Annotated in this window: 11 protein-coding genes; 9 read left to right on the top strand and 2 right to left on the bottom strand. The window is 75.5% G+C overall.

Annotated elements, in window-relative coordinates; all coding sequences use genetic code 11:
• Nucleotides 1-29: 29 nt before the first annotated feature.
• On the bottom strand, nt 30-527 hold the full coding sequence (locus tag E9549_RS12665) for an ASCH domain-containing protein (RefSeq protein ID WP_236826898.1): 498 nt from the start codon (nt 525-527) through the stop codon (nt 30-32).
• A gap of 18 nt (nt 528-545) precedes the next feature.
• Between E9549_RS12665 and E9549_RS12660 the strand changes: the two genes are divergently transcribed.
• Both E9549_RS12660 and E9549_RS12655 read left to right on the top strand, forming a co-directional pair.
• A complete protein-coding gene (locus tag E9549_RS12660) occupies nt 546-1,637 on the top strand; it encodes an alanine--glyoxylate aminotransferase family protein (protein WP_236826897.1) in 1,092 nt (363 codons plus the stop codon).
• 54 nt (nt 1,638-1,691) lie between these two features.
• Complete coding sequence (locus E9549_RS12655; RefSeq protein ID WP_236826896.1) at nt 1,692-3,023, top strand: adenylate/guanylate cyclase domain-containing protein; 1,332 nt, start codon at nt 1,692-1,694, stop codon at nt 3,021-3,023.
• On the opposite strand, the gene E9549_RS12650 is transcribed toward E9549_RS12655, so the two are convergent.
• A complete protein-coding gene (locus E9549_RS12650) occupies nt 3,024-3,881 on the bottom strand; it encodes an aldo/keto reductase (RefSeq protein ID WP_236826895.1) in 858 nt (285 codons plus the stop codon).
• A 36-nt stretch (nt 3,882-3,917) separates the two neighbouring features.
• Between E9549_RS12650 and E9549_RS12645 the strand changes: the two genes are divergently transcribed.
• From E9549_RS12645 to E9549_RS12615, 7 genes are all read left to right on the top strand, one after another.
• A complete protein-coding gene (locus tag E9549_RS12645) occupies nt 3,918-5,255 on the top strand; it encodes a replication-associated recombination protein A (RefSeq protein ID WP_236826894.1) in 1,338 nt (445 codons plus the stop codon).
• Between the two features lie 100 nt (nt 5,256-5,355).
• Nucleotides 5,356-5,781, top strand: coding sequence for a DUF948 domain-containing protein (locus E9549_RS12640; protein WP_236826893.1), 426 nt, complete (start codon nt 5,356-5,358; stop codon nt 5,779-5,781).
• A complete protein-coding gene (locus tag E9549_RS12635) occupies nt 5,781-6,071 on the top strand; it encodes a hypothetical protein (RefSeq protein ID WP_236826892.1) in 291 nt (96 codons plus the stop codon). The genes E9549_RS12640 and E9549_RS12635 overlap by 1 nt, the downstream gene beginning before the upstream one ends.
• A gap of 50 nt (nt 6,072-6,121) precedes the next feature.
• Nucleotides 6,122-8,806 (top strand): alanine--tRNA ligase, encoded by a 2,685-nt coding sequence (gene alaS / locus E9549_RS12630; RefSeq protein WP_236826891.1) that lies wholly within the window; start codon nt 6,122-6,124, stop codon nt 8,804-8,806.
• 5 nt (nt 8,807-8,811) lie between these two features.
• On the top strand, nt 8,812-9,486 hold the full coding sequence (ruvX, locus tag E9549_RS12625) for a Holliday junction resolvase RuvX (RefSeq protein ID WP_236826890.1): 675 nt from the start codon (nt 8,812-8,814) through the stop codon (nt 9,484-9,486).
• Between the two features lie 56 nt (nt 9,487-9,542).
• Entirely contained in the window at nt 9,543-11,114 is a 1,572-nt protein-coding gene (gene mltG, locus E9549_RS12620) for an endolytic transglycosylase MltG (RefSeq protein WP_236826889.1), read from the top strand.
• Nucleotides 11,107-11,913 (top strand): shikimate dehydrogenase, encoded by an 807-nt coding sequence (locus E9549_RS12615; RefSeq protein ID WP_236826888.1) that lies wholly within the window; start codon nt 11,107-11,109, stop codon nt 11,911-11,913. Before mltG ends, E9549_RS12615 begins: the two co-directional genes overlap by 8 nt.

Here is an 11,913-nt window from a genome sequence, read left to right as displayed (position 1 = left end):
GGCGGGGGTCGGCGCCCGGCGGGCGGGGGTCAGCCGGCGACCTCGGGCGGCCAGACGACGCGGAAGCGCTCGAAGACCACCTCGAGGTCGTCGGACCACGCCCGGCCGCGTGCGGGCAGGGTGCGCCGGAAGTAGCGCTCGTGCTCGCGCAGCCAGCTCTCCCGCGTCCGGTCGTCCTCACCCTCGTCCCAGGCGAAGGCCTCGTCCACGCTGCGCAGGGGGCCGAGCCGCAGCTCCGTCGTCCGGAGGACGCAGCGGGGCGCACCGCTGCCGTCGCACGCCACCCAGTGCCCGCCGATGCGCGGGAGCGGCTGGCCGTCGTCGAGGAAGTCGACGACCAGCGCCGCCGTCGCCCGCTTGGTCCCGGCGAGCACCAGGCCGATCAGCTCGTCGGCCAGCGCGGCGCCGTCGCCGAACCGCTCGACCGCGGGTTCCTCGAGCGGCGGGGCGGGCAGGGTGGCGGCGTAGGCGCGGTACATCGCGAGCGCGGCGGTGCGGTCCGGGTCGCCCGGCTGATCGGTGGCCACGCCGGTAGTTTGCAGGGCATGCCGCTGCGTGCCCGCACCCTGCTCGGTCCCGGCCCGTCCAACCCCTACCCGGAGGCCACCGCCGCGCTCGGCCTGCCGCTGCTGGGGCACCTCGACCCGCTGTTCCTGCAGGTGCTGGACGAGACGTCCGACCGGCTGCGCCAGGTGTTCGGCACGGACAACCGCCGCACGCTCCCGCTGTCGGCCACCGGCTCCGCGGGCATGGAGGCGGCGTTCGTCAACACCGTGGGCCCCGGTGACGTCGTCGTCGTCGCGGTGAACGGCCTGTTCGGGCAGCGGATGACCGACGTCGCCGCCCGGTGCGGGGCCGAGGTCGTCGCGGTCGAGCACGAGTGGGGGCAGCCGGTCGACGCCGAGCGGGTGCTGGCCGCGCACCCGGCGCCGAAGCTCATCGCCGCCGTGCACGCCGAGACCTCCACCGGGGTGCGCTCGGACCTCGAGCCGCTCGCCGCCGGGAAGGGCGACGCCCTGCTCCTGGCCGACTGCGTCACCTCGCTGGGCGGGATCCCGGTGCGGCTGGACGAGTGGGGCGTGGACCTGGCCTACTCGGGCTCGCAGAAGTGCCTGGGCGTGCCCCCGGGGCTCGCGCCGTTCACCATCTCCGACCGCGCCTGGGAGCGGCGGGTCGAGAAGCCGCAGAGCTGGTACCTCGACCTGGGCATGCTCGGCGGCTACGCCGGGGAGGCGGCCGGCTCCGGTGGCCGCACGTACCACCACACCGCCCCGACCGGGATGGTGGTGTCGCTGCACGCCGGGCTGGGACGGATCCTCGAGGAGGGCCTGGAGGCCGTGCACGCCCGGCACGCCGAGGCCGGGCGGCTGCTGCACGAGGGGCTGGCCGAGCTCGGGCTGGAGCTCTTCGCCGCCGAGGGCCACCGGCTGCCGGAGCTGACCACGGTGGAGGTGCCCGAGGGCGTGGACTCCGCCGCGGTGCGCAAGGAGCTGCTGGAACGCTACGACCTGGAGATCGGCGGGGGAGTGGGTGCCTACGCCGCGACGGTGTGGCGGATCGGGCTCATGGGGCCCAACGCCGCCCCGGACCGGGTGGCGCTCGTGCTCGCGGCCCTGCGGGACGTGCTCGGCCGCTGATCGAACCCCGCGGCGGGCGGCCCCGCGGCGCTCGCGGGCGTGCCAGACTGCGGCGTGCTGCCCAGCACGCGCTACGCCCGCAGCGGGGAGCTGTCCATCGCCTACCAGGTGGTCGGGGACGGCCCGCTGGACCTCGTCGCCGCCCCGGGGTTCATCTCGCACCTGGACTGGAACTGGCAGGAGCCCTCGCTGCGGCGCTTCCTGCAGCGGCTCGCGGAGTTCAGCCGGCTGATCCTCTTCGACAAGCGCGGCACCGGGCTGTCCGACCCGGTGCCCGGTCCGGCGACGCTCGAGGAGCGCACCGACGACCTGCGCGCCGTCATGGACGCGGCCGGTTCGGAGCAGGCCGCGCTGCTGGGGGTCTCCGAGGGCGGCGCCATGGCCATGCTGTTCGCCGCCCAGCACCCCGAGCGCACCCGGGCGCTGGTGCTGTACGGGGCCTACCCGCGCATCGTCGAGGCGCCCGACTTCCCCGCCGGGCTGCAGCCGGAGGTCATGGCGGCCCTGCTCACCGGCATGGTCGAGCACTGGGGCGAGGGGGTGGGGCTCGGCGCGTGGGCGCCCGAGCGCCGGCACGACACCGCGCTGCGCGCCTGGTGGGGCACGCTCCAGCGCATGGGGGCCAGCCCCGGCATGGCGCGGCGCATGTTCGAGCTCTACCCGCAGATCGACCTGCGCGACGTGCTGCCCGCGATCCGGGTGCCCACGCTCGTCCTGCACCGGCGCGGTGACCGGATGATCCCCGTCGGGATCGGGCGCTACCTGGCCGAGCGCATCCCCGGCGCCCGCCTCGTGGAGCTGGACGGCGCCGACCACCTCTTCTTCCTCGGCGACACCGAGACACCGCTGGCCGAGATCGAGGAGTTCCTCACCGGCAGCCGCCCCGCCCCGCCCGCCGTCAGCACCGTCCTGGCCACCGTGCTCTTCGCCGACGTCGCCGGCTCGACGGAGCTGGTCGCGCGGGTGGGCGACGCCGCGTGGGCGGGGATCCGCGAGCGGTTCCTGGCGCTGGCGCGCGGCGAGCTGGCCCGCTTCGGCGGGGTGGAGGTCGACGTGGCCGGCGACGGCCTGCTCGCCACCTTCGACGGCCCGGCCCGCGCGATCCGCTGCGCGCTGGCCGTCCAGGACTCCGCCGGTGCCGCGGGCGTGCGGCTGCGGGTGGGCGTCCACGCCGGCGAGGTGCAGCGGCTCGACGGCGGGCACATCGCCGGGCTGGCCGTGCACATCGGTGCCCGGGTGATGGCCGAGGCCGAGCCCGGCGAGGTCCTCGTCTCCGGGACCGTCAAGGACCTCGTGGTGGGATCCGGGCTCGGCTTCGCCGACCGGGGGGTGCGGACCCTGCGCGGGGTCCCGGGCAGCTGGCCGCTGTTCGCCGTCTCGACCTAGCTAGCCGTCCAGGCGGGCCAGCTGCTCTGGGGACAGGGTCAGCCCGGCCGCGGCCACCGAGTCCCGCACCGAGGCGACCCGCGACGCGCCCGGGATGGGGACGACGGTGTCGCTCTGCGCCAGGTGCCAGGCGAGGGTCACCTGGTACACCGAGACCCCGAGCTCGTCGGCCACCTGGGCGAAGGCCGGCGCGGTCGAGCCCAGCGACCCCGCCGAGGTCACCCCGCCGAACGGGCTCCACGGCAGGAAGGCCAGCCCGTGGCCCGCGCAGTGCGCCAGCTCGTCGGCCGAGTGCCGCCAGCCGGGGGAGAACTGGTTCTGCACGCTCACCAGCGCATCGCCCACGATCGAGCGGGCGACGTCGATCTGGGCGATGTCGGCGTTGGAGATCCCCACCATGCGCACCAGCCCGTCGTCGGCGAGCTGCCGCAGCGCGCCCATGGACTCGTCCCACGGCGTCGCCGGGTCGGGCCGGTGGAACTGGTAGAGGCCGATGGCGTCCACGCCGAGCCGCCGCAGCGAGCCCTCGCAGGCCCGCCGCAGGTAGGCCGGCGACCCGTCGAGCTCCCAGTCGGTGCCGCGCCGGGTGTGCCCGCCCTTGGTCGCGACCAGCACCGCGGAGGTGTCGCCCCCGTAGCCGGCCAGCGCCCGGGCCACGAGCTCCTCGTTGTGCCCGAACTCCGACTCGTCGCGGGCGTAGGCGTCGGCGGTGTCGATCAGGGTGACCCCCGCGTCCAGCGCGGCGTGCACCACGGCGACGGCGTCCTCCTGCGAGGGGCGCTCGTCCTTCGTGGACAGGGGCATGGCGCCCAGCCCGATGGCGCCCACGGTCACGTCTCCGATGCGTCGCTGCTGCATGGGCCCTGTCGTGCCCCGCGGGTAGCGTTCCCACCCGTGAGTTCGCTGTTCGACCCCGCACCCGGCGAGGAAGGCGCGCCGGCCGTCGACCCGGGCGCCCCGCTCGCGGTGCGGATGCGCCCGCGCTCGCTGGACGAGGTCGTCGGGCAGCAGCACCTCCTGGGCGACCGCGCGCCGCTGCGCCGCCTGGTCGAGTCCGACGAGCCGATGTCGCTGGTGCTCTACGGCCCGCCCGGCACCGGCAAGACCACCCTCGCGCACGTCATCTCGCTGGCCACCAAGCGGCAGTTCGTGCAGCTGTCGGCGCTGGACTCCGGGGTGAAGGAGGTCCGCGCGGTCATCCAGAGCGCCAAGCGCGAGCTCACCTACGCCGGCCGGCGCACCGTGCTGTTCATCGACGAGGTCCACCGCTTCTCCAAGACCCAGCAGGACAGCCTGCTCTCCGCGGTGGAGGACCGGATCGTCAGCCTGATCGCCGCCACCACCGAGAACCCGTTCTTCTCCGTGGTCAGCCCGCTGCTCTCCCGCAGCCTGGTGCTGGCGCTGCAGCCGCTCACCGACGACGACGTCCGCCGGCTGCTGCACCGGGCGCTGACCAGCGACCGCGGGCTGGACGGTGCGGTGACGCTCGCCGCGGAGGCGGAGGAACACCTGGTGCGGATCGCCGGCGGCGACGGGCGCAAGGCGCTCACGGCGCTGGAGTCCGGGGCCGGCGCGGCCCGCGCGGTCGGCGCCACCGAGATCGACCTCGCCACGCTGGAGACGGCGGTGGCGCAGGCGGCGGTCCGCTACGACCGCCAGGGCGACCAGCACTACGACGTCGCCAGCGCGCTGATCAAGAGCATCCGGGGCAGCGACGTCGACGCCGCGCTGCACTACCTGGCCCGCATGGTGGAGGCGGGGGAGGACCCGCGGTTCATCGCCCGGCGGCTGGTGATCAGCGCCAGCGAGGACATCGGCATGGCGGACCCGACCGCGCTGACCACGGCGGTCGCCGCGATGCAGGCGGTGCAGTTCATCGGCATGCCCGAGGGCCACTTCCCGCTCGCCCAGGCCGTCGTCCACCTGGCCACGGCACCCAAGTCGAACGCGGTCACGGTCGCGATGGGCGAGTCGGTGGCCGACGTCCGCGCGGGACTGGCCGGCCCGGTGCCGCCCGGGCTGCGCGACGCGCACTACGCCGGGGCCAAGAAGCTCGGCCACGGCAAGACCTACGCCTACCCCCACGCCCACCCCGACGGCATCGTGGCCCAGCAGTACCCGCCGGACGCGCTGGTGGGCAGGGACTACTACCGCCCGACCAACCGCGGCGTCGAGGGGCGGCTGGGCGAGCGGCTGGCGAAGCTGCGCGCGATCGTCCGCCGGACCCGCTGACCCGGCGGCGGGGCACGGACGGTCCGGCGGCCCCGCGACTAGTGTGACGGGGCCGGAACGTCGCCTCCCGGCGCCGTACCACCCGAGAACAGGAGCACGCGTGTCCGTAGGAGAGATCGCCGGGCTGATCGCAGCCGGGGCCCTGGTGCTGCTGGTCGTGCTCGTGGCCGTCCCGCTGCTCAAGCTCGGCCGGACGCTCGACGAGACGACCCTGACCATCCGCCAGGTCCGCGAGCAGAGCGCGCCGATCCTGAGCCAGGCCGGCACCACGGTCGCGCACGTGAACAGCAACCTGGAGCGGGTCGACGACATCACCGGCAACGCGGCCAACGTCTCCAGCAACGTCGCGGCGCTGACCAGCGTCGTCGCCGCCACCCTGGGCAGCCCGCTGATCAAGGTGGCCGCCTTCAGCTACGGCGTCCGCAGCGCCGCCAAGAAGAAGCGGGAGGGCCAGGCGATCGCCGAGGCCGCCCGCCGCGACAAGGAGGCGCGCCGCGCGCGCCGGGCCGCCCGGCGGGCCGCCTGATGCGCCGGCTGTTCTGGCTCGCGATGGGCATCACCATCGGCGCCCTCGTCGTCCGCAAGCTCTCCGCCGCCGCCGAGAAGATGACGCCGGCCGGCATCGGGGCCTCCATCGCCGACGGGCTGCGCGACCTCGCCGACGCCATCGGCGACTTCGGCGCCGACGTCCGCGAGGCCATGACCGAGCGGGAGCAGGAGCTGCGCGCCGGCACCGGCCTCGACGCGCCGCTGCCGGACCCGTCCCAGGTGGAGCTCCCCGGCCGCCGCGGCGGCGCGCACGCCGCCGACCTCTGACCCACCGGCCCGCGCCGCACGCGCACCGGGCCCCGCAGAACTGAGTTGAGATGCAGACCGCCGAGATCCGCCGCCGCTTCCTGGAGCACTTCGCCTCCCGCGGCCACACCGTCGTCCCCAGCGCCTCGCTGGTGTCGCCCGACCCCTCGCTGCTGTTCACCGTCGCCGGCATGGTGCCCTTCATCCCGTACCTCACCGGCCGGGAGCCCGCGCCCTTCCCGCGGGCCACGAGCGTCCAGAAGTGCGTGCGGACCCTCGACATCGAGGAGGTGGGCAAGACCACCCGGCACGGCACGTTCTTCCAGATGAACGGCAACTTCTCCTTCGGCGACTACTTCAAGGAGGGGGCGATCCAGCACGCCTGGGACCTGATCACCGGGCGGTTGGAGGACGGCGGGCTGGGCTTCGACCCCGACCGCATCTGGGTGACGGTCTACCTCGACGACGACGAGGCCGCCGACGCCTGGCACCGCATCGCCGGGCTGCCGGTCGAGCGGATCCAGCGACTGGGCAAGAAGGACAACTACTGGCACACCGGGGCGGCCGGCCCGGGCGGCCCCTGCTCGGAGATCTACTTCGACCGCGGCCCGCAGTACGGCCCCGACGGCGGCCCGCTGGTCGACACCGCCGGCGACCGGTTCCTGGAGATCTGGAACCTGGTCTTCATGCAGTACGAGCTCACCGACGTCCGGAGCAAGGAGGAGTTCACGGTCGTCGGCGAGCTGCCGAACAAGAACATCGACACCGGCATGGGCCTGGAGCGGGTGGCCTTCCTGCTGCAGGGCGTCGACAACATGTACGAGATCGACGAGGTCGCCCCGGTGCTGCGCCGGGCCGCCGAGCTCGCCGGGGTCACCTACGGCAAGGACGCCGAGGCGGACGTGCGGCTGCGGGTCGTGGCCGACCACGTGCGCAGCGGGCTGATGCTCATCGGTGACGGCGTCGCACCCGGCAACGAGGGCCGCGGCTACATCCTGCGCCGGCTGCTGCGCCGCGCGGTCCGCTCCATGAAGCTGCTCGGCGTCGACGAGGCCACCCTGCCCGAGCTGCTGCCGGTGTCCAGGGACGCCATGAAGGCCAGCTACCCGGAGCTGGAGACCGACTTCGCGCGCATCTCCTCGGTCGCCTACGCCGAGGAGGAGGCGTTCCGCCGCACCCTCACCTCCGGCACGGCGCTGTTCGACACGGCGGTTCGGCAGGCCAAGCAGGCCGGTGCCCCGAAGCTCTCCGGCGAGCAGGCGTTCTCCCTCCACGACACCTACGGCTTCCCCATCGACGTCACCCTCGAGATGGCCGCCGAGCAGGGCGTCACCGTCGACGAGGCGGGCTTCCGGGCCCTGATGCAGGAGCAGCGCGACCGCGCCCGCGCCGACGCCCGCGCCAAGCGCACCGGGTCGGTCGACGTCCTGGCCTACCGGCGGCTGCTCGCCGAGCACGGCCCCACCGACTGGCGGGCCTACGAGACCCTGCGCACCGACTCGCGCGTGCTGGGCGTCGTCGCCGAGGGCGAGGACGAGGGCGACCGCCCGGCCGGGCCGGGCGAGATCACCCGTGTGGTGCTGGACCGCACGCCGTTCTACGCCGAGTCCGGCGGCCAGGTGGCCGATGCGGGCCTGCTCACCTGGGACGGCGGCCGTGCCGAGGTGATCGACGTGCAGCGCCCGGTCAAGGGCCTGGTCGCCCACCAGGTGCGGGTGCTCGAGGGCGAGCTCCGAGCCGGTGCCGAGCTCACCGCCGAGGTGGACCGCGAGTGGCGGCTGTCGGCCTGCCAGGCGCACTCGGGCACCCACGTGGTGCACGCCGCGCTGCGCCAGGTCCTCGGCCCGCAGGCGTTGCAGTCGGGCTCCTACAACCGGCCGGGCTACCTGCGGCTGGACTTCGCCTGGCAGGGCGCGCTCACCGCGCAGCAGCGCGCCGACATCGAGGACGTCGCCAACGCCGCCGTCCGCGCCGACCACCGGGTCACCGCCTCCTGGATGACGCTGCCCGAGGCGCAGGCCTTCGGCGCGCTCGCGCTGTTCGGCGAGACCTACGGCGAGCAGGTGCGCGTCGTGGAGATCGGCGGCCCGTGGTCGCGCGAGCTCTGCGGTGGCACCCACGTGCGCGGCAGCGCGCAGATCGGCACGCTGGCGCTCACCGGGGAGTCCTCGGTGGGCTCCGGCTCCCGGCGCGTCGAGGCCGTCGTGGGGCTCGAGGGCTTCCGGTACCTGGCGCGCGAGCGCGACCTGGTGCGCCAGCTCGCCGAGATCCTCAAGTCGCCGCAGGACGGCCTGGTCGAGCGGGTCAGCGGCATGGTGTCGCGGCTGCGCGACCTGGACCGCGAGCTGGCCGACCTGCGCGCGCAGCAGACGCTGGCGGCCGCCGGCGAGCTCGCGGCGGCGGCGGCGGACGTCGGCGGCGTCGCCGTCGTCACCGGGTCCCCGGCCGGTCTGGGCGGCGGCGACCTGCGCACGCTGGCGCTCGACGTCCGCGGCCGCCTCGGCGCCGACCGGCCGGCCGTCGTGCTGCTGGCGTCGGAGTCCGGTGGCAAGGTGGCGCTGGTGGCGGCGCTGAACCCGGCCGCCGTCGCCCGGGGGCTGTCGGCCAACGACGTCCTCAAGGCGGCCTCGGCACCCGTCGGTGGCCGCGGTGGCGGCAAGTCCGACGTCGCCCAGGGAGGCGGAACCGATCCCGCGGGAATCCCCGCGGCACTGCAGGCCGGCGAGCAGGCGGTCGCGACCGCCACGGGAAGGTGACCAACGTGCCCGACACCGAGTACAACCCCGAGGACACCGGTCCGGTCGGTGGCCGGCGGCGCGACCTGCCGGCGGTGCCGCCGGCGCGCCCGCGCCCGTCCACGGGCGAGCAGCCGACGTACCACCCGACGACCGAGATCGACCTGAGCCAGGGCTTCCCGCCGGTCACGCACGAGACCACCGAGATCGACCTGTCCGGCGGCTGGCCGGAGCACCTCCAGGTGCCCCCGCGCCGCCCCGGCGCCGGTCCCGCGCGGGGCCGGGTGCTGGGCGTCGACGTCGGCACGGTGCGGGTCGGTCTGGCGCTGTCGGACCCGACCGGCACCCTCGCCGGCCCGCTGGAGACCCTCCGCCGCGCCAGGGACGGGGCCGACCTGGACCGCCTGGCCGCCCTGGTGGTGGAGCACGAGGTGTCAGAGGTGGTCGTGGGGGAGCCGGTGCACCTGTCCGGTGCCGCCGGTGCCTCGGCGCAGGATGCTGCCGATTACGCACAGGAACTGGCCGACCGGATCCCGGACGTGCCGGTGAACCTGATCGACGAGAGGCTCTCGACCGTGACCGCAGCCAGCCACCTCCGGGACGGCGGCATCGACAGCCGTCGGCAGCGCGCGGTGATCGACCAGGCGGCCGCCGTGGTCATCCTGCAGCAGTACCTGGACAGCCGGAAGGCCCCCTCGTGACCGCGCCCGGCGGGCCACGGCGGGGGAGGCACGCGTTCGACGACGGAACCGGTGGCATGCCGGCGCCGTTCCCGACCGGCTTCGGCGCCCCCGCCGGTGGTTTCCCGCCGGGCCCCACCGGCGGCCACCTCCCGGTCGCCCGGCACGCCGGCGGGGACGACCCCGTCCCCGGCCGCCAGCACCCCTCGGCCCCGCTGCCGCCGATGCCGGCCGGCGCGTGGAACCGGTTGCGGCCGCGCGAGGACGACATGGACGACGACGCGACCGTCGCCGCCCCCCGGCTCTCCGGCCCGCGCGACGACGCGACCGAGGAGCCGCCGGCCGAGCCCGCCGCGGACGACCCGACCGGCGGGCTCGACGTCATCGGCGCGAACGTCGACGACGACCGGCCGCGGCGACGGGGCCTGCGCCGGCGCCGGGACGACGACGCCCCCGGGGCCGTCGCCGACGACGAGACGGTCGCGCTCCACCCGCAGGACGACCTGGACCGGCACGGGGACCCCGACGACGGCGGCCTGCTGCACGACGACGAGATCCCGGTCGCCCCCTACGACCCGCGCTCGGACCCGCAGCGCCGCCGCCGGCGCCGCCGCCCCCTGGCGATCGGGCTGGCCCTGCTGATCCTCGGCGGGATGGTCGTCGGCATCGTCCTCGCCGGGCAGCGGCTGCTCGGGATGCTCGACCCGGAGGCCCGGGACTACGCGGGCCCCGGCACCGGTAGCGTCGACGTCCGGGTGCAGCAGGGCGACACGCTCACCGACATCGCCCGCACCCTGGCCGACGCCGACGTCATCGCCTCCACAGGTCCCTTCGTGGATGCCGCCCAGGACGAACCCGCGGCCACCGGCATCCAGCCCGGCGTCTACTCGCTGCGGCTGCAGATGAGCGGGCAGGGCGCCCTGGAGCTGCTGCTGGACCCGGCCTCCCGCCAGGTCTCGCGGGTGACCGTGCCCGAGGGCTTCACCGTGGACCAGGTCCTCGCCCGGCTCGCCGAGCAGACCGGCACGCCGCTGGCGGAGCTCGAGGCGGCGGCCGATCCCGCCGCGCTGCCGCTGCCCCCGTACGCGGGTGGGCAGCTCGAGGGCTACCTCTTCCCGGCGACCTACGACTTCGAGCCCGGCACCACCCCGCAGCAGATGCTGCAGCGCATGGTCGAGACCTTCGACGAGGTCGCCGCCCGGCTGCAGCTGGAGGAGCGGGCCGCCGCCCTCGGGCGCACGCCCGGCGAGGTGGTCACCATCGCCTCGATGATCCAGTCGGAGACCCGGCTCGACGAGGAGCGGCCGGACGTCGCCCAGGTCATCTACAACCGGCTGGACGCCGGCATCGCGCTGGGCATCGACGCGACGCTGGCCTACGGCCTGGACAAGAGCGGCAACGAGCTGACCGTCACCGACCTGCAGAGCGACGACCCGTACAACACGCGGAACCGGCGCGGCCTGCCCCCGACCCCGATCAGCTCGCCGGGCGAGGCGAGCCTGGAGGCGGCGCTGGCCCCCAGCACCGGTGACCTCCTGTACTACGTGCTCGAGTCGCAGGACGGGGCGCACTTCTTCACCAGCGACTACGCCGAGTTCCAGCAGGCCCGCCAGCGGTGCGCCGACGCCGGCCTCGGGTGCGGTGGCTGAGCGGCCGCAGCGGGCAGCGGTCCTCGGGCGGCCGGTGAGCCACTCGCTCTCCCCGCTGCTGCACCGTGCCGCCTACGCGGCGCTGGGGCTCACCGGGTGGAGCTACGACGCCCTCGACGTGGGGGCCGAGGACCTGCCGGTGCTGCTGGCCGGGCTCGGCGAGGAGTGGCGCGGCTTCTCGGTGACGATGCCCTGCAAGCAGGCCGCGGTCGCGGTCGCCGACGTGGTGGAGCCCCTCCCGCGGCTGCTCGGAGCGGCCAACACCCTCGTCCGCACCCCGGCCGGCTGGCGGGCCGAGAACACCGACGTCGCCGGCGTGGGCACCGCGCTGCAGGTGGCCGGCGTCGACGACGTGCGGCACGCGGCGCTGCTCGGCGCCGGGGGGACGGCGGCGGCCGCGGCGGTGGCGCTGGCCTCGCTGGGCGCCGAGCGGGTCGACGTCGTCGTGCGCGAGCCGGCCCGGGCCGGTGACGTGGTGCGGGTCCTGGAGACCCTCGGCGTGACGGCGCGGGTGCTGCCCCTGGCCGGGACGCTGGTCGAGGCGCCCGTCGTGGTCAGCACCGTCCCGGTGGCGGGCCAGCCGGCCGTCGCGGCCCTGCAGTGGCACGGCGGCCAGACCGTGCTCGACGTCCTCTACGCACCCTGGCCCACCCCGCTGGCCGAGCGGGTCTCCGCCGCCGGCGGCGCGGTGATCAGCGGGCTGGAGGTCCTGTTCTGGCAGGCCACCGCGCAGGTGGAGCTCATGACCGGGCAGCCGGCGCCCATCGGCGCCATGCGCGCCGCGCTCGACGCCCGCTGA

The organism is Blastococcus sp. MG754426, assembly GCF_021699055.1.
GTDB lineage: Bacteria > Actinomycetota > Actinomycetes > Mycobacteriales > Geodermatophilaceae > Blastococcus.
This window is presented reverse-complemented; position numbering and strand designations above follow the sequence as displayed.

Bases quoted from the DNA above. Each gene is read 5' to 3' on its own strand.
- E9549_RS12660 (WP_236826897.1), top strand. From the start codon at position 546: ATGCCGCTGCGTGCCCGCACCCTGCTCGGTCCCGGCCCGTCCAACCCC.
- E9549_RS12650 (WP_236826895.1), bottom strand. From the start codon at position 3,881: ATGCAGCAGCGACGCATCGGAGACGTGACCGTGGGCGCCATCGGGCTG.
- E9549_RS12635 (WP_236826892.1), top strand. From the start codon at position 5,781: ATGCGCCGGCTGTTCTGGCTCGCGATGGGCATCACCATCGGCGCCCTC.
- alaS (WP_236826891.1), top strand. From the start codon at position 6,122: ATGCAGACCGCCGAGATCCGCCGCCGCTTCCTGGAGCACTTCGCCTCC.
- mltG (WP_236826889.1), top strand. From the start codon at position 9,543: ATGCCGGCGCCGTTCCCGACCGGCTTCGGCGCCCCCGCCGGTGGTTTC.